Source organism: Mesorhizobium sp. CA16 (assembly GCF_020165175.1).
Classification (GTDB): Bacteria; Pseudomonadota; Alphaproteobacteria; order Rhizobiales; family Rhizobiaceae; genus Mesorhizobium.
The window spans coordinates 37,532-63,852 of sequence record NZ_JAIUHP010000017.1 but is presented as its reverse complement, the minus strand read 5'-3'; the positions used below and the strand labels follow the sequence as shown (position 1 = coordinate 63,852).

At 64.4% G+C, this 26,321-nt stretch carries 25 protein-coding genes; 13 read left to right on the top strand and 12 right to left on the bottom strand.

All coding sequences use genetic code 11. The features are described 5' to 3' along the window. Positions 1–33 precede the first annotated feature (33 nt). Positions 34–1,554 carry a M81 family metallopeptidase gene (locus LB525_RS22325; RefSeq protein ID WP_224547223.1) on the top strand — a complete coding sequence of 507 codons (1,521 nt, stop codon included), beginning with the start codon at positions 34–36 and terminating at the stop codon, positions 1,552–1,554. Positions 1,555–1,664: 110 nt separating this feature from the next. Here LB525_RS22325 and LB525_RS22320 read toward each other — a convergent pair whose 3' ends face one another. The 6 genes from LB525_RS22320 to LB525_RS22295 form a co-directional block, all read right to left on the bottom strand. Further along, complete coding sequence (locus tag LB525_RS22320) at positions 1,665–3,719, bottom strand: M3 family metallopeptidase (protein ID WP_224547221.1); 2,055 nt, start codon at positions 3,717–3,719, stop codon at positions 1,665–1,667. Positions 3,720–4,119: 400 nt separating this feature from the next. Beyond that, positions 4,120–4,491, bottom strand: a complete 372-nt coding sequence (locus LB525_RS22315) for a nuclear transport factor 2 family protein (protein WP_224547210.1) — start codon at positions 4,489–4,491, stop codon at positions 4,120–4,122. A gap of 55 nt (positions 4,492–4,546) precedes the next feature. Then, a complete protein-coding gene (locus LB525_RS22310; RefSeq protein WP_224547199.1) occupies positions 4,547–5,188 on the bottom strand; it encodes a carbonic anhydrase in 642 nt (213 codons plus the stop codon). Between the two features lie 164 nt (positions 5,189–5,352). Next, the gene (locus LB525_RS22305; protein ID WP_224547197.1) at positions 5,353–6,105 is read right to left on the bottom strand and encodes a DUF429 domain-containing protein; all 753 of its coding nucleotides are present in this window, start codon (positions 6,103–6,105) and stop codon (positions 5,353–5,355) included. Beyond that, positions 6,102–6,986: a pyridoxal kinase PdxY gene (gene pdxY, locus LB525_RS22300; RefSeq protein WP_224547194.1), complete on the bottom strand. Its 885-nt coding sequence runs from the start codon at positions 6,984–6,986 to the stop codon at positions 6,102–6,104. Before pdxY ends, LB525_RS22305 begins: the two co-directional genes overlap by 4 nt. A gap of 12 nt (positions 6,987–6,998) precedes the next feature. Next, positions 6,999–7,250 carry a hypothetical protein gene (locus LB525_RS22295; protein ID WP_224547192.1) on the bottom strand — a complete coding sequence of 84 codons (252 nt, stop codon included), beginning with the start codon at positions 7,248–7,250 and terminating at the stop codon, positions 6,999–7,001. Positions 7,251–7,493: 243 nt separating this feature from the next. Here LB525_RS22295 and LB525_RS22290 point away from each other — a divergent pair, with 243 nt between their 5' ends. From LB525_RS22290 to ppa, 5 genes are all read left to right on the top strand, one after another. Continuing rightward, a complete protein-coding gene (locus tag LB525_RS22290) occupies positions 7,494–8,138 on the top strand; it encodes a LemA family protein (protein ID WP_224547190.1) in 645 nt (214 codons plus the stop codon). A 170-nt stretch (positions 8,139–8,308) separates the two neighbouring features. Continuing rightward, a complete protein-coding gene (locus LB525_RS22285) occupies positions 8,309–9,166 on the top strand; it encodes a TPM domain-containing protein (RefSeq protein WP_263492856.1) in 858 nt (285 codons plus the stop codon). A gap of 6 nt (positions 9,167–9,172) precedes the next feature. Further along, on the top strand, positions 9,173–9,811 hold the full coding sequence (locus tag LB525_RS22280) for a TPM domain-containing protein (protein ID WP_224547169.1): 639 nt from the start codon (positions 9,173–9,175) through the stop codon (positions 9,809–9,811). 218 nt (positions 9,812–10,029) lie between these two features. Then, entirely contained in the window at positions 10,030–10,539 is a 510-nt protein-coding gene (locus tag LB525_RS22275; RefSeq protein WP_040991512.1) for a GNAT family N-acetyltransferase, read from the top strand. Between the two features lie 123 nt (positions 10,540–10,662). Continuing rightward, on the top strand, positions 10,663–11,196 hold the full coding sequence (gene ppa / locus LB525_RS22270) for an inorganic diphosphatase (protein WP_095769600.1): 534 nt from the start codon (positions 10,663–10,665) through the stop codon (positions 11,194–11,196). 2 nt (positions 11,197–11,198) lie between these two features. On the opposite strand, the gene LB525_RS22265 is transcribed toward ppa, so the two are convergent. From LB525_RS22265 to LB525_RS22250, 4 genes are read right to left on the bottom strand one after another with little or no spacing between them, the layout of a single operon-like run. After that, positions 11,199–12,146: an ABC transporter permease gene (locus tag LB525_RS22265; protein WP_224547166.1), complete on the bottom strand. Its 948-nt coding sequence runs from the start codon at positions 12,144–12,146 to the stop codon at positions 11,199–11,201. A gap of 3 nt (positions 12,147–12,149) precedes the next feature. Then, entirely contained in the window at positions 12,150–13,127 is a 978-nt protein-coding gene (locus LB525_RS22260) for an ABC transporter permease (protein WP_224547165.1), read from the bottom strand. 1 nt (position 13,128) lies between these two features. After that, on the bottom strand, positions 13,129–14,592 hold the full coding sequence (locus LB525_RS22255; protein WP_224547163.1) for a sugar ABC transporter ATP-binding protein: 1,464 nt from the start codon (positions 14,590–14,592) through the stop codon (positions 13,129–13,131). Positions 14,593–14,638: 46 nt separating this feature from the next. Continuing rightward, the gene (locus LB525_RS22250; RefSeq protein WP_095769596.1) at positions 14,639–15,655 is read right to left on the bottom strand and encodes an ABC transporter substrate-binding protein; all 1,017 of its coding nucleotides are present in this window, start codon (positions 15,653–15,655) and stop codon (positions 14,639–14,641) included. Positions 15,656–15,836: 181 nt separating this feature from the next. Between LB525_RS22250 and LB525_RS22245 the strand changes: the two genes are divergently transcribed. From LB525_RS22245 to LB525_RS22215, 7 genes are all read left to right on the top strand, one after another. Beyond that, positions 15,837–18,248, top strand: coding sequence for a glucan 1,4-alpha-glucosidase (locus LB525_RS22245; protein WP_224547160.1), 2,412 nt, complete (start codon positions 15,837–15,839; stop codon positions 18,246–18,248). 50 nt (positions 18,249–18,298) lie between these two features. Next, positions 18,299–19,312, top strand: a complete 1,014-nt coding sequence (gene gnd, locus LB525_RS22240) for a phosphogluconate dehydrogenase (NAD(+)-dependent, decarboxylating) (protein WP_140544756.1) — start codon at positions 18,299–18,301, stop codon at positions 19,310–19,312. 13 nt (positions 19,313–19,325) lie between these two features. After that, entirely contained in the window at positions 19,326–20,702 is a 1,377-nt protein-coding gene (gene zwf / locus LB525_RS22235; RefSeq protein ID WP_224547158.1) for a glucose-6-phosphate dehydrogenase, read from the top strand. 16 nt (positions 20,703–20,718) lie between these two features. Next, the gene (locus tag LB525_RS22230; protein ID WP_224547156.1) at positions 20,719–21,423 is read left to right on the top strand and encodes an ROK family protein; all 705 of its coding nucleotides are present in this window, start codon (positions 20,719–20,721) and stop codon (positions 21,421–21,423) included. 205 nt (positions 21,424–21,628) lie between these two features. Further along, a complete protein-coding gene (locus tag LB525_RS22225; protein ID WP_095769591.1) occupies positions 21,629–22,090 on the top strand; it encodes a MucR family transcriptional regulator in 462 nt (153 codons plus the stop codon). A 178-nt stretch (positions 22,091–22,268) separates the two neighbouring features. Continuing rightward, the gene (locus tag LB525_RS22220; protein ID WP_224547154.1) at positions 22,269–23,369 is read left to right on the top strand and encodes an aminotransferase class I/II-fold pyridoxal phosphate-dependent enzyme; all 1,101 of its coding nucleotides are present in this window, start codon (positions 22,269–22,271) and stop codon (positions 23,367–23,369) included. Between the two features lie 155 nt (positions 23,370–23,524). Further along, positions 23,525–24,763 (top strand): MFS transporter, encoded by a 1,239-nt coding sequence (locus tag LB525_RS22215; RefSeq protein ID WP_224547145.1) that lies wholly within the window; start codon positions 23,525–23,527, stop codon positions 24,761–24,763. A gap of 87 nt (positions 24,764–24,850) precedes the next feature. On the opposite strand, the gene LB525_RS22210 is transcribed toward LB525_RS22215, so the two are convergent. Continuing rightward, positions 24,851–25,081, bottom strand: a complete 231-nt coding sequence (locus LB525_RS22210) for a hypothetical protein (RefSeq protein ID WP_224547448.1) — start codon at positions 25,079–25,081, stop codon at positions 24,851–24,853. 285 nt (positions 25,082–25,366) lie between these two features. Further along, complete coding sequence (locus LB525_RS22205) at positions 25,367–26,269, bottom strand: LysR family transcriptional regulator (RefSeq protein ID WP_224547446.1); 903 nt, start codon at positions 26,267–26,269, stop codon at positions 25,367–25,369. Positions 26,270–26,321 lie beyond the last annotated feature (52 nt).

Sequence of the window (26,321 nt, the reverse complement as noted above, 5' to 3'; positions counted from 1 at the left end):
TTGCGAAAAACAAAAGGTCCTCACGGAGCATTCATGCGCATCTTCACCGCCTCGCTGGCGACGGAAACCAACACCTTCTCGCCGGTGCCGACCGACCGGGCTTCCTTCGAGATGGCCTTCTATGCCGGCCCCGGAAAACATCCGGAGACGCCGACGCTCTGCTCCTCGCCGATCGTGGCGCTGCGCAAGCGCGCGGCGAAGGAAGGGCTGACCGTCATCGAAGGCACCGCCACCTGGGCGGAGCCCGGCGGTCTGGTGCAGCGGCAGACCCATGAAGCGCTGCGCGACGAGATCCTCGATCAGCTCAAGGCCGCCTTGCCGGTCGATGCGGTGATCCTGGGATTGCATGGCGCCATGGTGGCGCAAGGCTATGACGATTGCGAAGGCGATCTGTTGGAGCGCGTGCGCGCCATCGTCGGCCCGAAAGTGGTGATCGCCTCGGAGTTCGATCCGCACAGTCATTTGACGCCGAAACGCGTCGCAGCTTGCGACATCATGGCCTACTTCCTCGAATTCCCGCACACCGATTTCTACGAGCGCGGCGAGCATGTGGTCGAGCTCGGCCTTGCCGCGGCGCGCGGCGAGATCAAGCCGGTGATCTCGACCTTCGACTGCCGCATGATCCAGGTGCTGCCGACCAGCCGCGAGCCGATGCGTTCATTCGTCGACAGGATCAAGGCGCTGCATGGCAAGGACGGCGTGCTGTCTGTCTCGGTCATCCACGGCTTCATGGCCGCCGACGTGCCGGAGATGGGCACGCGCATCCTGGTCATCACCGACGACGACAAGGCCAAAGGCGACAAGCTCGCCGAGACGTTGGGCCGCGAGCTCTATGCGCTACGCGAACAGACGGCGATGACCATGCTTTCCGCCTCGGCCGGCATCGATCGGGCGCTGAACGTGCGCGCGGAGCGCAAGGACAAGCCGGTCGTGATCGCCGACATCTGGGACAATCCGGGCGGCGGCGTGCCGGGCGACGGCACCATCGTGCTGCGCGAGCTGCTTTCGCGTGGCGTGACCAAGGTCGGCGTGGCGACGATTTGGGATCCGATCGCCGTGACCTTTTGTCATGCGGCCGGCGAAGGCGCGGTCATCGACCTGCGCTTCGGCGGCAAGGCCGGCCCTCAGGCCGGCGAGCCGATCGATGCCCGCGTCAGGGTGCTGAAGACAACCAACGAAGGCTGGCAGAGCTTCGGGCCAAGCCGGGTGACGCTGGGGCCGTCGGCGGTGGTGCGCATCGAAGGCACCGAGGTCGACGTCATCTTGAACACCAACCGCACCCAGACTTTCGAGCCGGATATCTTTTCCAACATCGGCATCGATCCGCTGTCGAAGGACGTCCTCCTGATCAAGTCGACGAACCATTTCTACGCCGGCTTCGCGCCGATCGCCGCCGAGATCATCTATGTGGCGGCGCCGAGTTCCTATCCGAGCAATCCGGCTGTGACGGATTACAAGAAACTGACGCGGCCGATCTGGCCGAGAGTGGCTGATCCGTGGCGCGCTTCCCCTTCTCCCCTTGTGGGAGAAGGTGGCCGCGAAGCGGCCGGATGAGGGGTGTTCCAGCGGAGTGAGGCGCTGGCGTTCCCTGGAGCACCCCTCATCCGTCTCGGCGCTTGCGCGCCGATCCACCTTCTCCCACAAGGGGAGAAGGGAAAGATGCGTCACACCAGCCCTCGCTTCACCATCATCGCTTCAGGCGAAGGCATTTTCCCTCGAAACGCCGTGTAAAGCTCCTCCGGATCCTTCGAGCCGCCGGCGGCATAGATGTTCTTCCGAAGCCGCTCGGCGAGTTCCGGATTGAAGGCGTCGCCCGTCTCCTCGAAAGCCGAGAAGGCGTCGGCGTCGAGCACTTCCGACCACATGTAGGAATAATAGCCGGCTGAATATCCGTCGCCGGCGAAGACATGGCCGAAATGCGGGGTACGGTGGCGCATCGCGATCGTGTCCGGCATATGCAGTTTTTCCAGCGTCTCGGCCTCGAAACGAAGCGGTTCGGCTGGCGCATCCGCCTTTGCGTGATAGGCCATGTCGATCAGCGCCGAGGCGGTGAACTCGACCGTGGCGAAGCCGGCGCCGAAGGTGCGGGCGGCGAGCATCTTGTCGAGCAGCGCCTTCGGCATCGGCTTGCCGGTCTTGACGTGCAGCGCATGCTTTTCCAGCACCGCCGGCACCGTCAGCCAATGCTCATAGAGCTGCGAGGGCAGTTCGACGAAATCGCGGCTGACGGAAGTGCCCGAAACCGACGGCCAGGTGACGTCGGTCAGCATGCCGTGCAGCGCGTGGCCGAACTCGTGGAACAGCGTCTTCGCCTCATCGACCGACAGAAGTGCCGCCTCGCCGGCCGGCGGCTTGGCGAAATTCATGATGTTGTAGATTACCGGTTTGGCGCCGTCGCCGAGCTTGTAACCGGACCGAAGCGCGCTCATCCAGGCGCCGGAGCGTTTTGACGGGCGCGCAAAATAATCGGCGAGGAACAGGCCGCGTTCGCTGTCGTCAGCATTCTTCACCACGAAGACGCGCGCGTCGGGATGCCAGGCTGTTATGCCCTTCTTTTCCTCGAAAGTGACGCCGAACAGGCGTGTCGCCACATCGAAGCAGGCTTCGATGACGCGTTCGAGCTGCAGGTAAGGCTTCAGCTCCGCTTCGTCGAAGGCGAATTTCTCGGCGCGCAGCTTCTCCTGGTAGAAGCGCCAGTCCCAGGCCGCGAATTTCTCGTTGCTGCCGGCTTCCGCCGCCAGCCGCTCCAGCTCCTTCTGGTCGGCGGCCGCTTTTTCCAGCGCTTTCTCCCACACCGGATCGAGCAGCTCGTGCACGGCTTTCGGCGTCTTCGCCATCGTGTCGTCGAGCTTCAGCGCCGCGAAAGAATCGTAGCCCAGCAGCTTCGCCTTCTCGGCGCGCAGCTTCAGCATGTCGCGCACCACATCGGTGTTGTCGGAGGCGCCGCCATTCTGGCCGCGCATGATGAAGGCTTTGAACACGATCTCGCGCAGGTCGCGGCGCTCCGAGAAGGTCGAGAACGGCTCGTAGATCGATCGCGACAGCGTCACCGCATAGCGGCCCTTCTGGCCGCGCATCTCGGCCGCTTCCGCCATCGCGCTCTTCAAAAAGTCCGGCAGGCCGGCAAGGTCGGCCTCGTCGAGGAACAGCGCCCAGTCGCGCTCGTCGGTGAGCACGTTCTGGCCGAATTTGGTACCGAGCGAGGAGAGTTCCTCGTTGATTGCCGCGAGCCGCTTCTTGCCGTCGGCATCGAGCTTGGCGCCCGAACGGACAAAGCCCTTCCAGGTCTTTTCCAGGACACGCAGCGTTTCGGCATCAAGGTTGAGGCTGTCGCGCCGCTGATAGAGATCGTCGATGCGGGCAAACAGTTTTTCGTTCATCGAGATCGCCGAGAAATGCCGCGACATCTTTGGCGAAACCTCGCGCTCCATCGCCTGGATCGTGTCGTTGGTATGAGCGCCGGCGCGGCACCAGAAGATGGACGAGACACGGTCGAGCGCCTCGCCGGCAAGCTCGAGCGCGGCAAGCGTGTTCTCGACGGTCGGCATCTCGCTGTTGCCGGCGATCGCGTCGATCTCGGCCTGATGCGCCGCCAGCGCCGCGTCGAAGACTGGCCCGAAATCATTGTCGCCGATTCGCGAGAAATCCGGCAGGCCTAGCGGCCCTTGCCAGACGGTCAGCGGATGGGCGGCGAGATCGACGGTTTTTGAAGATGACATGTGCATTCCGGTGAGCTGATTTGGAGGCGGGCTGCCCCGGATGTAGAGCGATGCCGCGCAGCGTGCAACAAGGGTCGCTCCACGATTCGCCCTACGAGCATTCAAGGGAAAGGCGGTTCGCCGTTTTCCGTGGAACGGTGAAATGCGCTGGTCCATCGCAAACCGAACCTCGTCATCCACGGGCGGAGCGACGCGAAGCGGAGCGCAGACCCGAGGATCCATTCCGTGACCTTGGCCGAGGAACACAGCGGAGCAGAATTCTGCACCGTGGCAACGCTCGGAAGTCACGGAATGGATTCTAGGGTCTGCGCGCGTCGCTTCGCTCCTTGCTCCGCCCTAGAATGACGACCTGACAAGCGCGTCAGCCAATCTCCAAGAATGCCGCCTACCAACGCAAACACTAGTAGGCGCTGCAGTCCTGCGCCACCGCCGTTTGCGTGCTGACGACGATCCGCCCGCCAGCGATGGTAAAAGTCTCGCGCATCAGCATGTCGTTGCTGGGGAAGTCGTAGCAGGCGAGCACCGTGGTCTCGCCATTCTCGCTCTTTTCGACGCGATGACGGATCGCGGCGCCCGCCACCGCGCTCTGCCATTCGTCGATCGAGGCGATGAAATCCTGCTTGGTCTGCACGACGCCCATGTCGTCGAGCTTCATGCGCACGTCGTCGGAAAGCAGGTCGGACAATTCTGTGCGGTCGGCGACCAGCAGTGCCGAGTACCAGCGGTCGATGATGGCGCCGTCATCGGCGGCGGCACGGACGAGCGAGGACATGAGCAGCGCCGCCGCGAGAAGGAACCTCCGCCAGGTCCGGTGCATCGTCCCTCCCTTACAGCTCCGGCCGCTGGAAATCGCCGGTTTCCTTGTTCATCACCCACAGCTCCCCGGTCGAGATGTCGAACCATGCGCCGTAGAGCGTAAGCTTGCCCTTGCCCTCAAGGATCGAGACGCAGGGAAAAGTCCTGAGATTGGCGATGGAGTAGCGGATGGAAATACGCTCCAGCGCCGTTTGCCGCTCGGTCGCCGTCATGAAGGTGCTGGACGAGACAGTCTCGGCGGCAGGCGCGATCAGGCTCATCCATTTGCCGATGAAATCGCCGGGCGATAGCGGCGCAAAGTTCGTGTCGAGCGCGGCACGGATGCCGCCGCAGCGGCCATGGCCCATCACCACGATGTTCTTCACCTTCAGGCTCTGCACGGCGAATTCCAACGCGGCCGATGTCGAGTGATATTCGCCGTCCGGCTCATAGGGCGGCACCAGATTGGCGACATTGCGCAGCACGAAAAGCTCGCCGGGGCCGGCATCGAAGATCGCTTCCGGGGCTGAGCGGGAATCGCAGCAGGCGACGATCATCGTTTCCGGCGCCTGGCCTTCGCGCGCCAGCGAGCGATAGCGGTCGCTTTCCGAGGGATAGCGGCCGGCCATGAAGTTGCGATAGCCGGCGAGGAGGTGCTCAGGGAGGTGAGGCATGGGCGGCGTCTGGGCCCTTTCCGGGTTGGATGCGGCACGAATGTCGGTGTTCGAGCGATGTCTGCCTGAAGTCTGGCAAAGCCTCTAGCGGCAAAAGTCGGTCGCGAGCAATGCCGAATTGCGGATGAGCCCGTCGCAATCGCGATGCGGCATTCATGGCTTCGTCAGGCCCAGATGGCAACGGGAATGCCGAAACGATCGATCAATGGCGGATCTGGGGAAGGTTTTGCCTCGCCGCCGGCGATACGCCCGGCAATCAGCATCATGGCCGCGGCGTCGAGGAAGTCGTCGCTCGTCGCGCCTCGTGGCGGCGCCTGATCGAGAAAGACTTTGCCGTAGCCGTGCCGGCAAAGCAGTGCCTTGCGCTCCTCCATGCCGGCCGGGTTGACCGCTCCCTTGATCTTCTTCGGCAAGGCCATCGCCGTGCCGCCGTTCAGCCGGCAGAACGCCACTTCCGGATGCGATTCGAAGATGCGGCCACGCAAATCGGGCCGCGAGATCAACAGCTGATCGATCTCGCGGATTTTGGCAAAGATGCCGAAAGCCTGGACGGAAACGCCGCGCGGCGGATCCGACGTTGCCAATGCCGTCGCGCTTGCCAGCCGATGCGCCGCATACCAGGCCTCGATCGTGGTGAAGTCGCTGGTATCGGCATAGAGCGCCGCCCGCGAAGGGATGGCGAACACGCTGGATTGCCGCGCCCCGAGCAGCGGCCGCACCAGCGCCTCCGGCCCGCGGCCTCCCTTGCGCGAAAAATCCGGCAGGCCGATCGGCATGTCGACGGCGATCGTTGCATCCGGCAGCGCGTCGAGCAGCGCCTGGAAGCTCGGGAAGACCGAGACCGACGGCGCGGCGTCCGCTTCGCGGTGGACGGCGATCCAGCCGGCCTTGCAGCCGTCGATGCCTGCGAGCTTCACGCCCGCTTGTCCCGCCCCGGATGCAGGAGATGGCGCAACTGCACCATGGCCATGGGGTGCGACAGGCTCTGCGCGTCGGTTTCGAGCTGCAGCTCGTCGCCGCCTCGCTTCGCGGTGCGGGCGAGGATCTCGTAGACGGCGGCGGTGGTCGATTGCAGCGCCTTGACCGGCGGCTGGCCGGACAGAACGCGCGCCAGATAGACGGCCGCAGTCAGGTCGCCCAACCCGTTCGGCGGCTTCTCGATCACGCGGTGCTCGGCAAGCAGCGCCTGGCTGCCGTCGAGCAGGAAATTGCCGGTGCCGCCCGCCATTATCGCGGGCGCCGAGGTCACCAGCATGGTCGAAGGGCCGGCGTGAAGTGCCGCCGCCGTCACCGCCTTGATGTCGGGCAGCGGCGCGCCCGCCATCCATTCCAGCTCATAGCGGTTGGGCGTGGCGATATCCGCGATCGGCATCAATTTGTCGCGCATGGCGGCCGCCGTCGGCTCGGGCACATAGAGCCCGCCCGAATCGCCCATCACCGGATCGCAGATGTAAAGCGCGTTCGGCGTCTTTTCCTTGACGGCGGCGACCAGCGAGGCGACTGCGTCGGCCTGGCCGGCCTCGCCGAGATAGCCCGACAGCACGGCCCGCACCTCGCCCAACCAGGGCGCGCGCTCGAGATCGGCCATCAGCGCCTTGAACTGATCGAGCGGCGGAACGATGCGCGTGGCCCGGCTGTGGCCCGGATGCCAGGGCAGGATGACGGTCGGCACCGCCCAGACCGGGAAGCCCAGCGTCTCCAGCGCGAAGACGGCGGCGCGGTTGCCGACCGAGCCGCGGGCGACATGGCTGGAGATGACGATGACCGCGCGCGGCGCGTCGATTTTTTCTGCACTCATGGAAATCTGTTCCTAGCCGCCACGCGTTGCGGCATACACCAGCCAGGCCAATAGCCCAATGGCAATGAGGAAGCCGAGCGTTCGGCCAATGCGGGTACCCCAATATTCGATGGGATCGGTGCGGTCGGTGTCGCCGGCGGTCACGCGGTCGCGCGCGTCCTTCCCCGTGCGGACGATGAACGACGCGCCGCCCGGCGTTGTCTCGCGCGCTACGCGTTCGAGGATGCGGCGCGATTCGGTCTCGTCATCTTGGCGCTCGGCCATGGCAATTGCCCTTTCCTGCCCGGACCTTAGAGCAATTCCCGGAAAAGTGCGAAGCGTTTAGGCTCGGCTTACTTCGCCGCAGCCTTCCGACCGGAATTGCGTCAGACAAGAAGATGAAATCCTGTTCGCTCGACTATTCACAGGGGCTCTCGCCCGAGCCGGAGCAGGCGTCATCGGCCGGACATTTTCTTACGCGTGGATTGTGGTAATGCTTCGCGCGCAACTTCTGTCGAGGGACCAATCATGATTGCCGAGCGCCTCTCACTAGCCTCCCCCTTCCGCAGCCTTGCCGCCTTCCTGATGATGGTTTTCGTGCTGCCGCTGCTTGGCGGCTGCGGTTACAACACCATCCCGACGGCGGAAGAGAACGCGCATGCGGCCTGGAGCGAGGTGCTCAACCAATATCAGCGCCGTTCCGACCTGATCCCGAACCTGGTCGAGACGGTGAAGGGCTATGCCTCGCATGAAAAGGATACGCTCGACGCAGTCGTCCAGGCGCGCGCCAAGGCAACGCAGATCACGGTGACGCCCGACACGCTGAAAGACCCCGAGGCGCTGAAGAAGTTCCAGGATGCCCAGGCCGGCCTGACCAGCGCGCTGTCGCGGCTGATCGCGGTGTCGGAAGCCTATCCCGACCTCAAGGCGAACCAGAATTTTCTCGCGCTGCAGGCGCAGCTCGAAGGCACCGAGAACCGCATCGCGGTGGCGCGGCGCGATTACATCCAGGCGGTCAGGGACTATAATCTGACCCTGAAGACCTTCCCGTCCGTGCTGTGGGCGACCTTCTGGTTCCGCGGCAACGAGCCCTTCGCCAACTTCACCGTCGAGGAAGACAAGATGCAGGTGCCGAAGGTCGATTTCGGCACGAGCACCAAGCAGGGCGGGTGAGAAACTCGGCTGAAAATTAATCGAGCTTGCAGGCCTTGAGTTCCTTCACACCCCCCTCTGTCCTGCCGGACATCTCCCCCGCAAGGGGGGAGATCAGCCGTCATCCGCGCTTTCGCCAACTTTCAGCCTCTGAAAGAGAAAACCGGCGACGAGGCTATCAATCTCCCCCCTTGCGGGGGAGATGGCCGGCAGGCCAGAGGGGGGTGCCTCGCGGCTACCTCGTCTATCTTGGCCTTCTTGCCTTTCTCCTCCTCCCCCTCGCAGCCCTTGCCGCCGACCTGCCCGCTCTCACCGGCCGCGTCGTCGACAATGCCGGCATCATCGATGCCGGCACGCGCGCGGCGCTGACGCAGAAGCTCGCCGACTTCGAGACAAAAGGCTCCGACCAGATCGTCGTCGCCACCATACCCAGCCTCGGCGGCGAGGAGATCGAGCCCTACGCCAACCGGCTGTTCCGCTTCTGGAAGCTCGGCCAGGCCAAGGAAAATAACGGCGTGCTGCTGCTGGTGGCGCCCATCGACCGCAAGATGCGCATCGAGGTCGGCTACGGGCTGGAAGGCACGCTGACCGACCTGCACACCAAGCTGATCATCGAGAACGACATGGTGCCGGCCTTCCGCGCCGGAGACTTCTCCGGCGGCATCACCAAGGCCGTCGACGACATGATCATGGTCCTGGAGGGCAATCCGGAGGAGCTGGAAGCGCGCGGCAAGCGCAACGAGCAGGCGCCGTTCAATTCAGACGACCTGTTCTTCGCCATCTTCATCACCATCTGGGCGCTGATCTTCTTCGGCGGCATCGCGATGACGGTGCTGCCGCCGATCTTCGGTCAGAAGATCGGACCCGGCCGCTATCGCTGGCTCGGCATGACCTTCAATCAGAACCGGCGCTCTTCCTCGGGTGGCTGGTCGTCGGGTGGTGGCGGTTGGTCGTCCGGCGGCGGGGGCTGGTCCTCGGGAGGCGGCGGCGGCGGATTTTCAGGCGGCGGCGGCTCGTCGGGCGGCGGCGGCTCCTCGGGAAGCTGGTGAGGCATCATGGCAACGCGACCGATCAGCGCCGAGGACCATGACCGCATCGCCGAAGCGATCCGCACCGCCGAGTTGAAGACCGACGGCGAGATCTACTGTGTCGTCGCTCGGGCCAGCGACGGCTACTTCTTTCCGGCCGCGTTCACCACAACGATCGGCGTGTTCGTCACCAGCCTTGCCGTCGCCTATGGGCTGGAGGCATGGTGGCTGTCCATACGGCTGCCGCATTTCGTGCTGGCGCAAGCGCTGGCGCTGGCCTCGGTGCTCGTTTTGCTCTGGTTCCTGCCCACTTTGCGCATTCATTTCGTGCCGAGAAGGCTGCGCTATCAGGCGGCGCACGCCAATGCGATGAAGCAGTTCCTGGCCCGCAACGTCCACCGCACGAGCGCGCGCACCGGCGTGCTCATCTTCGTCTCCATTGCCGAGCGCTATGCCGAGGTCGTCGCCGACTCCGGCATCGACGCCAAGGTCGGCCAGCATGTCTGGGACGGCGTGGTGGGCGACCTGACCAAACATGCCGGTGACGACCGGCTGGCCGACGGCTTCGTCAAGGCTATCGGTACGGTCGGCGCGGTGCTCGCCGAGCATTTCCCGGTCACCGAAGGCGACACCAACGAGCTCGATGATCATCTCGTCGAAATCTGACTAGAGCATGATGCCGAAAAGTGTGAGGCGGTTTTCGGGCGACATCATGCTCTATCTCTTGGATTTAGAGACGGATTCAGATTTCAGGTCGATTCGACCTGAAATCATCCGGCTCTTGACGCCTCGTCGGCGAACGCACCTTTCGCCTGTGCGAAAGCGCGGAGGCGTGTTGGCGGACTCTTTGCAATCGCCCGATGCGGGTTTATGGTTAACCAATCATGAACACGCTGACGATCGACATCCGGAAGGCAGAGCCGCGCGACGCGAGCGCCATCGCCGAGGTGCATCAGCAGGCCTGGCGCGGCGCCTATTCCGGCATCATCCCGCATCGAACGCTGACCTCGATGATCAACCGTCGCGGCGTCGACTGGTGGGCCAACGCGATTCGCCGCGCCGCCACCGTGCTGGTCGTCGAGATCGGCGGAACCGTCGCCGGCTATGCCACGATCGGCAAGAACCGCGCCCGCGAGCTCAGGCAGCAGGGTGAGATCTACGAGCTCTATCTTCGTCCGGAATATCAGGGCATCGGGCTCGGCAGCCGGCTGTTCAAGGCGGCCAAGGCCCGGCTCGCCGACCACGGCCTGCGCGGCCTCGTGGTCTGGGCGCTGGAGGACAATCACAACGCCTTGGCCTTCTACGCCGGCAATGGCGGCCGCGATATTGCCGAAGGCGTTGAAGTCTTCGAGCAGAAGGCGCTCAAGAAAGTGGCTTTCGTCTGGAATGACTGACGTCGCCTAGGTTACAATCCATCACAAACTGTGCGCTTCCATTGGCGTTCAGTGCCATTCGCCGCATTGCACCATGACGTTTCGCCCGCTATCGGTCTTGCAATCGAGAGAGGGATTTTAGCCATGCGTATCGAAGCCGTGCCCACAGGAAAGAACCCGCCTGAGGACGTCAACGTCATCATCGAGGTGCCGATCGGCGGCGAGCCGATCAAATATGAAATGGACAAGGAGGCCGGCACCCTGTTCGTCGACCGCTTCCTGCACACCTCGATGCGCTATCCCGGCAATTACGGCTTCGTGCCGCACACGCTGTCGGGCGACGGCGACCCGATCGACGTTCTGGTCTGCAACACCCGGGCGCTGGTGCCGGGCTGCGTCATCAATGTACGGCCGATCGGCGTCTTGATCATGGAAGACAATGCCGGCCAGGACGAGAAGGTGATCGCCGTTCCCTCGCCCAAGCTGACGCTGCGCTACGAGAACGTCACCGAATACACGCATCTGCCTGAGATCACGCGCCAGCAGGTGCAGCACTTCTTCGAGCACTACAAGGATCTCGAGCCCGGCAAATGGGTCAAGATCGAGGGCTGGCACGATTCCAAATATGCCAAGAAGATGATCGTCGACGCGATCGCGCGGGCCAAGACAGCCAAATAAGGCTACCGAACGGCCTTCTCGCCGCCGGCCGCCGTGATCACCCCGACGATGATCAGCCCGGTCAGCACCAGCCGCACGCCGGCGCTGACGCCGAACGTGTTGAGCATGGTGAGCAGGAGCACCAGGAACAGGCCGGCGCCCCAGACGCCCGGCACATTGGCCTTGCCGCCAGCGACCGAGGTGCCGCCGATGACCACGACCGCGATCGAGGCGAGCAGGTATTCGTTGCCGATATCGACATTGGCGCCGCGGAAATAGCCGGCAAGCAGCGCCCCGTCGATGCCGCCCAGCGCGCCGCACAGCGTGTAGGTGAGGAAGCGGATGCGGCCGACATTGACGCCGGCAAGCCAGGCGGCGCGGATGTTCTGGCCGATCGCCAGCACCGAGCGGCCGTAGATCATGCGCTGCAGCGCCAGCGCGGCGCCGATGGTGAAGACGACCGTCAGCATCGCCAGCGCCGGAATGCCCAGCACCTGCCAGTTGGTGAAGTCGGCAAAGCCCGGCGGCGGCTTGATCTGCAGGCCGCGGCCATAGCTGATGTCGACCGACTGGATGATGAAGCTCGCCGACAGCGTCGCGATGATCGGCGGGATGCGCAGCGCCCAGATCAAGAGATAGTTGATTGCGCCGATCGCGGCGCCGCAGGCGAGTGCGGCAAGCAGCCCGACGACGATCATGGCGTCGCTGCCGCCCATCACTTTCATGGCGACCGCGCTTGCCAGCCCGATATTGGCTGGCAGCGACAGGTCGACATTGCCGGGTCCCAGCGTGATGACGAACATCTGGCCGACGCCGACGATGACGGTGAAGACGGCGAGCGAAAGTGCTGCCGTGACCATGCCTCCGGCGCCGTAGCCGCCTGTAAAGGCAATCGTGGCCAGCCAGACGACCAGAGCGCCGACGAACGACCAGATCCAGGGTTTTTCAAGCAGCGTCCGCACCGAGGTCATCGCTCACCGCTCCCTGCGGCTGATCAGCACCCGCGCCGCCAGCACGATGATCAGGATCGCTCCGTTGGCGGCCACCTGCCAGTCGGGCGGGATGTGCATGAAGGTCAAGAGCGGCGAGGCGGCCAAGGCCAGCGTCAGCGCGCCAAGGACGGCGCCGATCGGCGACACCCTGCCGCCGACGAACTCGCCGCCGCCGAGAATGACGCCGGCGATCGAAAGCAGCGTATAGCCATTGCCGATATTGGCGTCGGCCGAGGTAGTGATGCCGATCAGCGCCATGCCGGACAGAACGCCGAACAGGCCGGTCAGCGCGAACAGCACGATCTTGGTCTTGAGCAGCGACCAGCCGGCGCGCCTCAGCGCCGCGGCATTGCCGCCTGAGCCGCGCAGGATGACGCCGTAGGACGTGCGCATCAGGCCGAAATGCACGACCGCGGCGATCAGCAGCGCGGCAAGGATCGGGAACGGAATGTAGGGCGGCTTGAACGACAGGATCGACAGCAGCCAGTCCGGCGCCTTGCCGCCGGGCTTGGGCAGGATCAGGATCGCAAGCCCCTGCCAGACGAAGCTCATGCCGAGCGTCACCACGATCGAAGGCAAATTGCGCAGGTGGATCAGCGCGCCCAGCAATGCATAGACGCCGATCGAGCCCATGAGCACGAGAATGCCGAGGAGCGGCGCGTCCCGCAGCCATGTCGCGGTGACGCAGCCGACGAAGCCGACGAACGTCCCTATCGACAGGTCGAGCTCGTTGCCGGCGATGACGAACATCTGTGCGATCGTCGCCAGCGCGATCGGGATCGCCAGGTTGAGCATCAGGTTGAAGCCGAAATAGCTGATGGCGCGCGGGTTGAGCCAGGCAATCGCAATCAGCACCAGCGCCAGCGACAAAGCCGGCAAAAGGCCGCGCAGCATGCGCGCCCGGGCGGCGCTGCCGCGCGGGGAGGCTTTCGGAACGGTGCCGGGGGCGATCGCCGTCATCTCAGGCCGCATCGCCGAACGAGGACTGGATGATCTTTTCCTCCGTCAGCTCGTCGCGCCCAAGATTGGCGACGATCCGGCCGTTCTTGAAGACGTAGACATGGTCGCAATTGTCGAGCTCCTCGGTCTCGGTCGTGTACCAGAGGAAGGTGCGGCCCTTGGCGGCCTCCTCGCGCACCAGGTCGTAGACTTCGAGCTTGGTGCCGATATCGACGCCGCGCATCGGGTCGTCCATCAGCACGATCTCTGCGTCGGAGCCGAGCGCGCGGGCAAACAGCGCCTTCTGCTGGTTGCCGCCCGACAGCGAATAGATGTTGTTGTTCATGTCCGGCGTGCGGATGCCGATCTTCTTTTTCCAGAATTCGGCAAGCTCGGCCTCGCGCTGCGGCGAGATCAGCAGCCCGTTGCGCAGCCGCGCCAGCGAGCGGATGCCGATATTCTGCGCGATCGACCATTGCGAAAAGATGCCGTCCGACTGGCGGTCGCCGGCGACCAATGCCACCGGCGCGGTGACCTCGATGCCGGTCCTGGCGCGCGAGGCGGCCGAGAAGATCGCCAGCAGAAGATCCGTCTGGCCATGGCCGGCAAGTCCCGCAAGGCCGATGATCTCGCCTGCGCGCGCGACAAGCTCCTTGCCGTCCTGCTGCCTGGCCGGGCGTGCCCGCACCCTGAGCGCTCCTGGCTCGGTCTTGCGGGCCTCGGCGGCGGCTTTGTGATGTCCCTCGGCGCCGCCCATGGCCGCGACCAGCCTGTCGCGGTCGAACGCGCTCGCGGCGTCGGCGGCGACCACCTTGCCGTCGCGCATCACCACGATGCGGTCGGCGTTCTGCAGCACCTCGCCCAGCACATGCGAGATCAGGATGCAGCTGCCTCCGGCCGCCACGAAGCGGCGCACGAATGAAAGCAGCTGGCCCGCCGTATGCGCGTCGAGCGACGAGGTCGGCTCGTCGAGGATGACCAGATGCAGGGGCTCGCGGGTCAGCGTGAAGGCGCGCGCCACCTCGACCATCTGGCGCCGCCCGATCGAGAGGTCGCCGGCGATGTCGTCCGCTGAAATGCCGTGGTCCGGGAAGATCTCGTCCAGCTTGGCGCGGATGAGGTCGGCGGCCCGGCGCCGCCAGCCGAAACCGGTGAGCGCGGGGTGATTGATACGGGTATTCTCGGCGACGCTGAGATTGGGGCAGAGCGACAGCTCCTGGAAGACGCAGCGTATGCCAAGCTCCAGCGCGCGCGCCACCGAATAGCTCGCTTCCTGATTGCCGCGCACGGCGATCTGCCCGCCATCCGGCCGCAGCGTGCCGGCCACCATGTGCATGAGCGTCGACTTGCCGGCGCCGTTATGCCCGACCAGCCCGACGCATTCGCCCGCGCCGACATGGAAGTCGACGCCGTTAAGCGCCCGAACGGCGCCGAAATGCTTTTCGGCGCCGTTGAGCCTGACGATATCCGCAATAGCCTGAAGCATCCTCAACTTTATCCGGTTGGCGATGCGGACCGCAATGTGCCCACCGCTATTGCTTGATGTTGGCCTTGATCGCCGCGATAGCTTCTTCCTGCGTGTATTCGTGCGTGGCGACGCCGCCTTCCTTGATCTTCGGCAGCGCGGCCTCGAAATCGTCCTGGGTGAAGGCGAGATAGGGCACCAGGAGGTCATGCGGGATGTCCTTGCGGCCGTCGAGCACCTGCTGCGCCACCCAGAAGGCCAGCGTCGACACGCCGGGCGCGATCGAGGCCGACCAGGTCTTGTAGCCGTCCTTCTCCTTCTGCTCCTTCCACCACTTCAGCTCGTCCTGCCGGTTGCCCATGATGATGGTCGGGCGTGGCTTGCCGGCCGCGGCGAAGGCCTGCGCGGCGCCATAGCCGTCGCCGCCCTGGTCGACGATGCCGACGACATCCGGCAACGACGGCAGGATGGTCGCCACCGCCTTCTGCGCCGTCGTCTGGTCCCAGTCGCCCGTCACCGAACCGACGATCTTGAACTCGGGATGGGCGGCAACGCCCTCGAGGATACCGGCATGGATGGCATCGTCGATCGAGGTGCCGGCGAGACCGCGGATTTCCAGCAGATTGCCGCCCTTGGGCTGGAATTTGGCCATCTGCTCGACTTCCTGCTTGCCCATGTCCTTGAAGTCGACGACGACGCGATAGGCGCAAGGCTCGGTCACGATGCCGTCGAAGGAGACGACGACGATACCGGCATCGCAGGCCTGCTTGATGGCGCCATTGAGCGCATCGGGCGACGCGGCGTTGATGACGATGGCGTCATAGCCCTGCAGGATCAGGTTCTGCACCTGGGCGGCCTGAGTCGGCACTTCCTTGTCGGCGGTGGTGAAGACATCCGCTGCCGCGACCACCTTGTCCTCGACCGCCTTCTTGGTGACGATCGCATAGCTGTCGAGCATCGCCTGGCGCCACGAATTGCCGGCATAATTGTTGGAGAAGGCGATCTTCTTGCCGCTGGTGTCGGCAAGCGCGGTGCCCGAGGCGAGCATCGCCGCAAATGCACTCAATACGAGCAGTTTCTTCATGTCGGTTCCTCCCGAGGTTGCTGCTGTTAACACGAAATCTCTGTTTTTTATCTATTGTCAGACAAATTCAGAGGAACCGCAAGCTGTCAACTCCAAACCATTGGCACTGCTCGATCAACTTGCGGTGCGGCAATTGAAAAGATGGCGACTCCTGTCTAGGAACGCGGCAGGAGGCCAGTGCATGGCAGTGACGCCGACCGTTGCTAAAGGCGCGCCCGGAATTCCGGCGCGCTGGACGTCAAGTGCCAAGAGTGGCGTCGGAACCGCGCTTTCGGCAAAAAGCCCGCTCTGGTTCACCACCAGCCACGGCATCCTGAATGAAATCTATTATCCGCACCTCGACAGCGCCTGCACGCGCGACCTGGGGCTGATCGTCACCGGCCCCGGCGGTTGTTTTTCCGAAGAGAAGCGCGATGCGGCCCACACTGTCGACCCTTTCGAGGACGGGGTGCCTGGCTACCGGCTGACCAACATCGCCTCCGACGGCGCTTACCGGATCGACAAGCGCATCGTTACGGATTCGAAACGACCTGTGCTGCTGCAGGAAGTGCATTTCAGCGCGATCAAGGGCTCGCTGGTTGATTATCGCGTCTACGCGCTGCTTGCGCCGCACCTCGTCAATGCCGGCATGGGCAATACGGCCTGGATCGGCGAGCACAAGGGACAGCGCCTTCTCTTCGCCACAGGGCGCGGCGTGTCGCTGGCGCTCGCCTCCTCTTTGCCCTGGGGCGCCTGCGCGGCCGGCTATGTCGGCTTTTCCGACGGCTGGCAGCAACTGCACGACAACGGCGCGCTCGATCCATCCTGCTTGGCGGCGGAAAACGGCAATGTCGCGCTGACCGGCGAGATCGGCTTTTCGGCCGGCAGGACGGTTGCCTTGCTGGCGCTCGGCTTCGGCGCTTCGCCGGAGGAAGCCGCCGACCTTGCGCTTGCAAGTCTGCAACAGGGTTTCGAGCCGGCCGCGAAGACTTATGTCGAGAACTGGCGGACATTTCAGGCAGGGTTGGAAAAACTCGACCGCCGCGGCGCCTCCGGCCTGAACACCTACCGCGCCAGCACCGCGGTGCTGGCGACGCATCTGTCGGTAGCCGGGCCCGGCGCCGCGGTCGCCAGCCTGTCGATCCCCTGGGGTTTCAACAAGGGCGACGACGATCTCGGCGGCTATCACCTCATCTGGCCGCGCGACCTGGTCGAGACGGCTGGCGGTTTCCTGGCGGCCGGCGACGGCAGGCAGGCGCTGCAGATCCTCGCCTATCTGCGTTCGATCCAGCAGCCGGACGGCCATTGGCCGCAAAATTGCTGGTCCGACGGCACCGCCTATTGGCCCGGCATCCAGATGGATGAATGCGCCTTTCCGCTGCTGCTCGCCGATGCCTTGCGCCGTGCCGGCCATCTGCCGAAGGCGAAGCTCGCCGACTTCATGGGCATGATCGAGAACGCGGCCGCCTATGTCGTGCGCAACGGCCCGGTCACCGGCCAGGATCGCTGGGAAGAGGATGCCGGCTACAGCCCTTTCACACTGGCCGTGGAAATAGCGGGCCTGCTTGCAGCGGCCGATATGCTCGACGCTTGCGGCAAGAATGAGCCGGCAAACTATCTGCGCGAGATCGCCGATTGCTGGAACGACCAGGTCGAGCGCTGGACCTATGTCACCGGCACGCAGGCAAGCGCCAGGGCAGGAACCGACGGATATTACGTCCGCATCGCGCCGCCCGACAATAGCGGCGCCGCGTCTCCGAAGGACGGCTTCGTGCCGATCAAGAACCGGCCGCCGGGCGACACCGACAAGCCCGCCGAGGCGATCATCAGCCCGGATGCGCTGGCGCTGGTCCGCTTCGGCCTGAGGGCCGCGGACGATCCGCGCATCGTCAACACCGTCAAGGCCATCGACGCCGAGCTGCGCTGCCAGTTGCCGCAGGGGCCGCTCTGGTACCGCTATACCGGCGACGGCTATGGCGAGCACGAGGACGGCTCGCCTTTCGACGGCACCGGCCGGGGCCGGCCGTGGCCGCTGCTTGCCGGCGAGCGCGCCCATTACGAGCTGGCAGCCGGCCGCGGGGACAGGGCGGCGCAGCTCCTTGAGACTTTCGAACGTTCGGCCGGCGTCGGCGGCTTCCTGCCGGAGCAGGTCTGGGATCGCCCCGACATGCCAGACCGCGAATTGCGGCTGGGCGCCCCTTCGGGCAGCGCCATGCCGCTGGTCTGGGCGCATGCCGAGCACATCAAGCTGTTGCGCTCGCTGCGCGACGGCGCCGTCTTCGACCTGCCGCCCCAGGGCGTCGAACGCTACATCAAGGGCCAGACGGTCTCGCCGCTTAGGATCTGGCGCTTCAACCACAAGATCCGCTCCATTCCGGCCGGCAAGGCGCTGCGCGTCGAATTGTCGGCGCCCGGGGTCGTCCATTGGAGCAGCGACAAATGGCTGACCGTGCAGAACAGTAAGACAACCGAGAATGCGTTCGGCATTCACCTGGTGGATTTGCCCGTTAACCGCCTGCAGCCGGGAACCACCATCCTCTTCACTTTTTTCTGGCCCGGGGCGATGCGTTGGGAGAATGTCGACTTCAGCGTCGGCGTTGGCGCCCAATCGTGATCCAGCAGGGCCATTGTACTTCTCCTTCCTCAAGCAATCGGGATGAAACCATGCAGATCGGAATGATGGGACTGGGCAGGATGGGCGCCAACATGGTGCGGCGCCTGATGCGCGACGGCCATGAATGCGTCGTCTATGACATCAATTCGGCAAGCGTCGCCGGCATGGTCAAGGACGGCGCGGTCGGTGCCGCCTCGCTGGAGGAGTTCGTCGCCAAGCTCGCCAAGCCGCGCTGCGCCTGGCTGATGCTGCCGGCCGCGATCACGGGCAGGATCGTCGACCAGGTGGCGGCGCTGATGGAGCCGGGCGACATCATCATCGACGGCGGCAATTCCTACTACCATGATGCCGTCGACCAGGCGGCCAAGCTGGCGGTTAAGGGCATCAACTTCGTCGATGTCGGCACCAGCGGCGGCGTCTGGGGCCTGGAGCGCGGCTATTGCCTGATGATCGGCGGCCCCGATGACGCTGTGAAGCATCTCGATTCGGTCTTTGCCACGCTGGCGCCTGGAGCCGATGCGGGCGCCAACCCGCCCAAGGATGCCGGCACCGCGCCCTTCGGTTATCTTCACTGCGGGCCGAGCGGCGCCGGCCACTTCGTCAAGATGGTACATAACGGCATCGAATATGGCGTGATGGCAGCCTATGCCGAGGGCATGAACATCCTGAAGTCGGCCAATGCCGGCAAGCGGTCCAGGATAGCGGACGCCGAGACCAGCCCGCTCGAAAATCCGCAATATTATCAGTTCGACATCGACCTGCCGCAGGTCGCCGAGGTCTGGCGGCACGGCAGCGTCATCGGCTCCTGGCTGCTCGATCTCACCGCCGGCGCGCTGAAGAACGACCCGGCCCTCGCCCAGTTCGGCGGCCGTGTCTCCGATTCCGGCGAAGGCCGCTGGACGCTGAAGGCGGCGATCGACACTGGCGTCCCGGCGCCGGTGCTGTCCTCGGCGCTGTTCGACCGCTTCTCTTCCCAGGGCGAATCGCAATTCGCCGACAAGCTTCTGTCCGCCATGCGCTATGCCTTCGGCGGCCATGTCGAGAAGCCGAAGACCGGCGCGTGAGGGGAGAGACTGCATGAGCCAGGAGAGGTCCGACACGCTGGTGCTTTTCGGAGCGACCGGCGATCTTGCGCACAAAAAGATTTTCCCGGCGCTCTACCAGATGGTCGCCAAAGGCACGCTGAGCGAGCCGGTGATCGGCGTCGCCTTCGAGCCTTGGGAGCTCCCCAAGCTGGTGGACCGTGCGCGCGACGGCATCGTCACCGCGCTTGGCCGTGTCGACGACAAGGTCTTTTCCAAGCTCGCCTCGCTGCTGCGCTATGTCAGCGGCGACTACCGCGACGGCGCGACCTTCGAGAAGCTGAAGACGGCGCTGGGTTCCGCGCAGCGGCCGCTGCACTACATGGCCGTTCCCCCGACAATGTTCGAGACGGTCGTGCAAGGGCTGGAGCAGTCCGGCACCGCGCGCGGCGCGCGGCTGATGGTGGAAAAGCCGTTCGGCCACGACCTGCAGTCGGCGCGCTGGCTGAACCGGGTGCTGCATCTGGTGTTCGACGAGCAGTCGATCTTCCGCATTGACCATTACCTCGGCAAGGAAGCGATCCAGAACCTGCTCTATTTCCGCTTCGCCAACTCCTTCCTCGAGCCGATCTGGAACCGCAATTTCGTCGAGAGCGTGCAGATCACCATGGCCGAGGATTTCGGCGTCGAGGGCCGCGGCAAATTCTATGACGATGTCGGCTGCATCCGCGACGTGATCGAAAACCACCTGCTCAACATCCTGTTGCTTTTGGCCATGGAGCCGCCGGTCGGCCGCTCGGCCGACGACCTGATCGACGAGAAGGTGCAGGTGCTGCGCGCGATCCGCACGCTGACCAAGGACGATGTCGTGCGCGGCCAATTCGACGGCTATCTGGCCGAGCCGGGCGTCAGGCCCAACTCGCCGGTCGAGACCTTCGCCGCGGTGCGCTTCTTCGTCGACACCTGGCGCTGGCGGGACGTGCCTTTCTTCATTCGCGCCGGCAAGAACATGCCGGTGCACGCCACCGAGGTGATCGTGCGTATGAAGCGGCCGCCGCTCGACGTCTTCGACCCGATCAAGCCGGGCGACGCCAATTATGTGCGCTTCCGCATCGACCCGCAGGTGGCGATCTCGATCGGCGCCCAGCGCAAGGTCGCCGGCGACGACATGATCGGCGAGCAGGTGGAGCTAACCGCGCTCGACGACACCAAGGGCGACATGCCGCCCTATGAGCGGCTGATCGGCGACGCCATGAACGGCAATGGCCAGCTCTTCACGCGCCAGGACGCGGCCGAGCTTGCCTGGCGCATCGTCGGCCCGGTGCTCGGCGACACCGCGGCGCCGGCAATCTATGCGCCCAAGACCTGGGGGCCGGTCGATGCCATGAACGGCTTCGGCCCACCCGACGGCTGGATCAATCCGAGCAAATAATTTTCGGGGAGGACGGATGGCGAAGGCAGCAAAGAAAGCCGCGGCGACCGGCGATCCGATCGTGCTCACCGTCGATGTCGGCGGCTCGCATGTGAAGATCCTCACCAGCGCAGGCGGCGAGATGCGCCGCGTCGCGTCCGGCCCGAACCTGACTCCGGACCAGGTCGTCTCGTCGGTCAAGAAACTGGCCGAGGGCCTGGACTACGACGTCATCTCGATGGGTTATCCCGGCCCTGTGCGCGACAACAAGCCCTCGCTCGATCCCTTCAATCTCGGCAAGGGCTGGAACGGCTATGATTTCACCGCCGCTTTCGGCAAGCCGGTGAAGCTCGTCAACGACGCGCTGATGCAGGCGATCGGCAGCTATGACGGCGGCCGCATGCTGTTCCTCGGCCTGGGCACGGGCCTGGGCGCCGCCATGATCATCAAGAATGTCGGCCAGCCCATGGAGCTCGCCCATCTGCCCTACAAGAAGGGAGCGACTTTCGAGGATTATGTCGGCGAACGCGGCTTGGTGAAGCACGGGAAGAAGAAGTGGCGCAAATACGTTTTCGACGTTGTCGACAGGCTTCGCGCCGCCTTGCAGCCGGACTATGTCGTGATCGGCGGCGGCAATGTCGACAAGCTCGATCAATTGCCGGAAAAATCCCGGCGCGGCGACAACACTCGCGCTTTCGAGGGTGGATTTCGTCTGTGGCGCGACAAGGCGCTGGTCGTCTGATATAGTTACATTTCAGTATAATTGTTCAAAACAGCGTGTATTGACGCGACAAAATGTTGCGTCGCGCAGATTTGCCGACTAGGAATTCGCCGGCCTGCGGCCCCTGCGGCTTCCCGAATTCGCAAACAACGCTCGCAGCGCTTCGACATTACACCGCGAAAACCGGATCGTTTTCGCGACCTTGCGGCAGAAATGGAGGGACTACGTGGACGAGGACACCAGCACAGCCAGGGAAATCGACCTGCTCGAGCTCACCGCTCATATCGTATCGGCCTATGTCGCCAAAAACCGCCTGCCTGCTTCCGACCTGGGCGGACTGATCGCCAGCGTCGCCTCTTCGATCGGCGGGATCAGCCAGCCGGCGGAGCCCGCGGCGCCCCCGCCGGTCCCCGCCGTCAATCCCAGGCGCTCGGTGACACCGGACTACATCATCTGCCTCGAGGACGGGAAGAAGTTCAAATCGCTGAAGCGCCATATCGGCGTGCATTTCGGCCTGACGCCGGAAGCCTACCGCACCAAATGGGGCCTGCCGGTGGATTACCCGATGGTCGCTCCCAACTATGCGGCGTCGCGCTCGCAGCTCGCCAAGTCGATCGGCCTCGGCCGCAAGGCGGAACCGGAGCCGGCGAAGCCTGCAAGGGCCAGGAAGGCCAAAGCCCCGGCCTGAAATAACGCGCCTGCACCAATGGTTTAGGGAAGCCTGCCGAGGAATCAGCCTTGGCAGGCTTCCTGCTTTTATGGCTTGGATACCGTTCCACCAGGCAATTCCAGAAAAGCCGTACGGAATTGCGTCAAAACAGGACGCGCGGTTTGTTTAAAAGAATGAACCGCTTGGGGACATGGTCATGAACTACACCAGGATGGTGATCGAGAAAGAAGCGCCGGAGGAATACGGCTACGAGCGCATCCGCTACAACCTTTCCGAAAGCTCGATCGCAGACCAGAAACTCTCCGACATAGGTCTCGCGCTGCCGGACCTCACGCTGTTTTATGGCGAGCACCGCGGCGACAGGGAACTGCGGGCGCTTATCGCCGGGCAGGACAGCGGTCTTTCCCCCGATGATGTGCTGGTGACCGCTGGCGCGGCCGGCGCGCTGTTCATCATCGCCACGTCGCTTCTGTCGGCCGGCGACCATCTCGTGGTCGTGCGGCCGAACTACGCCACCAACATCGAGACACCGAAGGCGATCGGCTGCGCCATCTCCTACATCGATCTCGATTTCGACGAGGGCTTTGCCATCGACATCGACCGTGCGAAGGCAGAGCTGCGGCCGAACACCAGGCTGATCAGCGTCACCTGCCCGCACAACCCGACCGGCACGATGATGACACGCGCCGATCTCGACGCGCTGACTACGCTTGCAGAGAGCCGCAAATGCCGCCTGCTGGTCGACGAGACCTATCGCGACCTCTCCTACGGCGCCCGGTTGCCGTCGGCGGCCTCGCTCAGCCCCGCCGCCATCAGCGTCTGCTCGCTGTCCAAGGCCTTCGGCATTCCGGGCATCCGCATCGGCTGGCTGATGACCCGCGATCCGCAGTTGCAGGAGACCTTCCTCGCCGCCAAGGAGCAGATCGGCATCTGCGGCAGCGTCATCGACGAGGCGATCGCGCGCGCCACGCTCGAACGCCGTGACGCCTTCCTCGCCTCGCTGCTGCCGGAAATGGCCAGGCGCCGCGACATCGTTCAATCCTGGATCGACGGCGAGCCTCTTGTCGACTGGGTGCGGCCGCAAGGCGGCGTCGTCGGTTTCCCACGGCTCAACGTCGATGCCGGCTTCGATCTTGACCGCTTCTACACCAGGCTGCTGGAGGAATACGGCACCTATGTCGGCCCCGGCCACTGGTTCGAGATGCCGAAGCGTTTCTTCCGCCTCGGTTTCGGCTGGCCGAAAGAGGCGGAGTTGCGCGGCGGGCTGGAAGCCATCTCGGCTGCTTTGAGAGGCTGAACGCCCTCACCAGAGCAGGGAATTTCGATTTTCTTAGATCCAGCGCCGATTTTTTACGCGCATGGCAAGACGAACTGGGCTAAAGGGTTGCGGCCGGACCAGCGCCCACCGTGGAAGTGCCCCGCCGGCCTTTGTCGCAACGGGGCCCTCGAATCATGACAGCCGAAACAACGTCACCAGACCAGCGCTACGCCGCGTTCCGGCACCGCCCGTTCCTCAGCTACTGGACGGCGCGCTTCCTCACCACCTTCGCCACCATGATCGTCTCGGTCGCCGTCGGCTGGCAGGTCTATGACCTGACCCGCAATCCGTTCGACCTCGGCATTGTCGGCATCGTCCAGTTCCTGCCTTCGCTGCTCCTGGTCCTGGTCACCGGCGTCGTCGCCGACCGCTTCGGCCACCGGCTGATCATGACGCTGGCGACCCTGGTCGAGGCCGGCTGCGCCTTGGCCCTGCTGCTTCTGACGCTGCGCGGCCTGACCAGCCCGCTGCCGATCTTCCTCGTGCTGGTCATGTTCGGCATTGCCCGCGCTTTCTACGGCCCGGCCTCGTCCTCGTTGTTCGCCAATCTCGTGCCGCAGGAAGATTTCGCCAACGCGATAGCCTGGAATTCGTCGGCCTGGCAGACGGCGACCATCGTCGGCCCGGTCGCCGGCGGCCTGCTCTACGGCGTGTCGGCGGAAGTCGCCTACGCCACCGCCGCTGTGCTGATGCTGGTTGCGGGCATGCTTGTGTTCACCATTCCCAAGCCTGCCCAGCAGACGGCCACCGACAAGCCGACGATGCAGACGCTGTTTGCCGGCTTCAGCTACATCTGGGGCGAGAAGATCGTGCTCGGCGCGATCTCGCTCGACCTGTTCGCCGTGCTCCTGTCGGGCGCCTTTGCGTTGCTGCCGGTCTATGCGCGCGACATTTTGCAGCTTGGTCCCTGGGGGCTCGGACTGCTGCGCTCGGCGCCGGGCATCGGCGCCATCTGCGTCGCCGTCTGGCTGGCCGGCCATCCGATCCGCGACCATGCCGGCAAGATCATGCTCGGCTTCGTCGCCTTGTCCGGCGCCTCGATAGTGCTGTTCGGCCTGTCGACCATCACTTGGCTGTCCATCGTCGCGCTCGCCTTGCTTGGAGCGACCGACATGTTCAGCGTCTATATCCGTGAGACGCTGATCCAGCTCTGGACGCCGGACGAGGTGCGCGGCCGCGTCAATGCCGTCAACCAGGTCTTCGTCGGCGCCTCGAACGAGCTCGGCGAATTCCGCGCCGGCACCATGGCGGCGCTGATCGGCACGGTTCCCGCCGTGGTGATCGGCGGCATCGGCGCCATCGTCGTCGCCGGCCTGTGGGCCTATCTGTTTCCAGCACTGCGGCAGGTGCGGCACCTGAACAGCCGGAACTGACTGAGTTCTGAATCCAAGCCGCTGGATCCGACGTTCGGGCCAATCACGCTGCGCTGTCGACCAGCGAGGTAGGGTCGGAAGCTGTTTCTACTCCGAAAAGCTCACGCTGACGCCCCGCTGCCGAAAATAGGCCTGCATCAATTTGCGGCCGGCGCGGTTGTTCTGCACCAGCTTGGCCGGATCGAACACCGCCTGTTTCTTCCCCTCCCGCGCCAGCGCTGCCTTGAGTGCCGCGATATGCGCATCGAGGTCGGCATTGTCCGCTCGGAGTGAGGCATAGATATTTTCGGTCGCCTCGGCCAAGGTCAGTTCGTTCACGGTGTCTTCCTTTGATTGATTGCGCGGCGCCTTAGCACAGATTCGCCGCTCCGCCGATACCGATAAGACTGCCTGCGATCGGTACCACGCGGCGGTGATCGGCGGCATCGCAGGGCTACGTTCCCGGCGCTGCGGCCAGGTGGCCCTGAATAGCGGCAGTGATCAGACGGTCATAAGCGGCGATCAGCGGCAGAACACTGGTTCGCCAGCGCAACAGGGATGAACTGAGCACTCCAAATCCTCTGGCCCAACGGCCGGTCATGGCGCGGCTGCTCGTCGCTCTCATTAAGCTCCCTTCTTCCGCAGGTCATTGACGACATCGAGAAAAGCACGCAGCGCCGGCGGCACGGCTCGATGTCCAGGATAGTAGATTGCAACCTCTTCCGGAGCGGGCATCCACCTGGTCAGGACCTTGCGCAGCCGGCCATCGGACATGGCCGCTTCTGCAGCCGAATCCGCCACATAGGCGATGCCCAGACCCTTTACTGCGGCTTCGACCATTAGCTCCTCGTCATCAAGAACAATGGGGCCGTTAGCGTCAATCACGAGTTCCTGGCCGGCGCGTTCGAATTCCCATCGATAGAGCTTCCCGCTGGGCATGCGGTGACCGATGCAATGGTGGCGCTGCAATTCCTCCGGGGTTCCCGGCTCCCCTAAGCGGTCGAGATAGGCGGGCGAGGCGACGCAGATGAACGTCAGCCGGCGTGCAAGCGGCACGGCGATCATGTCCTTGGGAACCGATCCGAGGAGGCGCACGCCGGCATCGAACCCGCCGGACACGATATCGATGAGTCGCCCCTCGACGACGATGTCCACCGTTACATCAGGATGGAGCTTCGCCATCTGCGGAAGAACCCTGCGAACGAGAAGCCCAGCCATCAGTCGCGGTGCGTTGATGCGGACCGTCCCCGCAACATTGCCCCGGAACCCTGCGATACTGTCGAGCGCCTCGTCCAGTGAGGCGAGCGCCGGCTGAAGGCGGCCGAGCAGTTGGAAACCGGCTTCCGTCGGCGAGACGCTGCGTGTGGTGCGGTTCAGAAGGCGCACGCCCATGCGTTCCTCGAGCGCTCGCATGGCATGGCTCAACGTGGAAGGCGCAGTGCCGATCTCGTCCGCTGCGCGGCGGAAGCTGCGATGCGTGGCAACGGCCAAGAAGGCGGTGAGATCATTGAGGGACGGGCGGGACATTGGTGGTGTTTTTGCATCACCCTGTACCGATTTCAATGGCTAATGCGCACAA

What these genes read in the sequence shown, in the direction of transcription:
- LB525_RS22325 (WP_224547223.1), top strand. Translation starts at nt 34, where the DNA reads ATGCGCATCTTCACCGCCTCGCTGGCGACGGAAACCAACACCTTCTCG.
- LB525_RS22320 (WP_224547221.1), bottom strand. Translation starts at nt 3,719, where the DNA reads ATGTCATCTTCAAAAACCGTCGATCTCGCCGCCCATCCGCTGACCGTC.
- LB525_RS22315 (WP_224547210.1), bottom strand. Translation starts at nt 4,491, where the DNA reads ATGTCCTCGCTCGTCCGTGCCGCCGCCGATGACGGCGCCATCATCGAC.
- LB525_RS22310 (WP_224547199.1), bottom strand. Translation starts at nt 5,188, where the DNA reads ATGCCTCACCTCCCTGAGCACCTCCTCGCCGGCTATCGCAACTTCATG.
- pdxY (WP_224547194.1), bottom strand. Translation starts at nt 6,986, where the DNA reads ATGAGTGCAGAAAAAATCGACGCGCCGCGCGCGGTCATCGTCATCTCC.
- LB525_RS22295 (WP_224547192.1), bottom strand. Translation starts at nt 7,250, where the DNA reads ATGGCCGAGCGCCAAGATGACGAGACCGAATCGCGCCGCATCCTCGAA.
- LB525_RS22290 (WP_224547190.1), top strand. Translation starts at nt 7,494, where the DNA reads ATGATTGCCGAGCGCCTCTCACTAGCCTCCCCCTTCCGCAGCCTTGCC.
- LB525_RS22280 (WP_224547169.1), top strand. Translation starts at nt 9,173, where the DNA reads ATGGCAACGCGACCGATCAGCGCCGAGGACCATGACCGCATCGCCGAA.
- LB525_RS22275 (WP_040991512.1), top strand. Translation starts at nt 10,030, where the DNA reads ATGAACACGCTGACGATCGACATCCGGAAGGCAGAGCCGCGCGACGCG.
- ppa (WP_095769600.1), top strand. Translation starts at nt 10,663, where the DNA reads ATGCGTATCGAAGCCGTGCCCACAGGAAAGAACCCGCCTGAGGACGTC.
- LB525_RS22265 (WP_224547166.1), bottom strand. Translation starts at nt 12,146, where the DNA reads ATGACCTCGGTGCGGACGCTGCTTGAAAAACCCTGGATCTGGTCGTTC.
- LB525_RS22260 (WP_224547165.1), bottom strand. Translation starts at nt 13,127, where the DNA reads ATGACGGCGATCGCCCCCGGCACCGTTCCGAAAGCCTCCCCGCGCGGC.
- LB525_RS22255 (WP_224547163.1), bottom strand. Translation starts at nt 14,592, where the DNA reads ATGCTTCAGGCTATTGCGGATATCGTCAGGCTCAACGGCGCCGAAAAG.
- LB525_RS22250 (WP_095769596.1), bottom strand. Translation starts at nt 15,655, where the DNA reads ATGAAGAAACTGCTCGTATTGAGTGCATTTGCGGCGATGCTCGCCTCG.
- LB525_RS22245 (WP_224547160.1), top strand. Translation starts at nt 15,837, where the DNA reads ATGGCAGTGACGCCGACCGTTGCTAAAGGCGCGCCCGGAATTCCGGCG.
- gnd (WP_140544756.1), top strand. Translation starts at nt 18,299, where the DNA reads ATGCAGATCGGAATGATGGGACTGGGCAGGATGGGCGCCAACATGGTG.
- zwf (WP_224547158.1), top strand. Translation starts at nt 19,326, where the DNA reads ATGAGCCAGGAGAGGTCCGACACGCTGGTGCTTTTCGGAGCGACCGGC.
- LB525_RS22230 (WP_224547156.1), top strand. Translation starts at nt 20,719, where the DNA reads ATGGCGAAGGCAGCAAAGAAAGCCGCGGCGACCGGCGATCCGATCGTG.
- LB525_RS22220 (WP_224547154.1), top strand. Translation starts at nt 22,269, where the DNA reads ATGAACTACACCAGGATGGTGATCGAGAAAGAAGCGCCGGAGGAATAC.
- LB525_RS22215 (WP_224547145.1), top strand. Translation starts at nt 23,525, where the DNA reads ATGACAGCCGAAACAACGTCACCAGACCAGCGCTACGCCGCGTTCCGG.
- LB525_RS22205 (WP_224547446.1), bottom strand. Translation starts at nt 26,269, where the DNA reads ATGTCCCGCCCGTCCCTCAATGATCTCACCGCCTTCTTGGCCGTTGCC.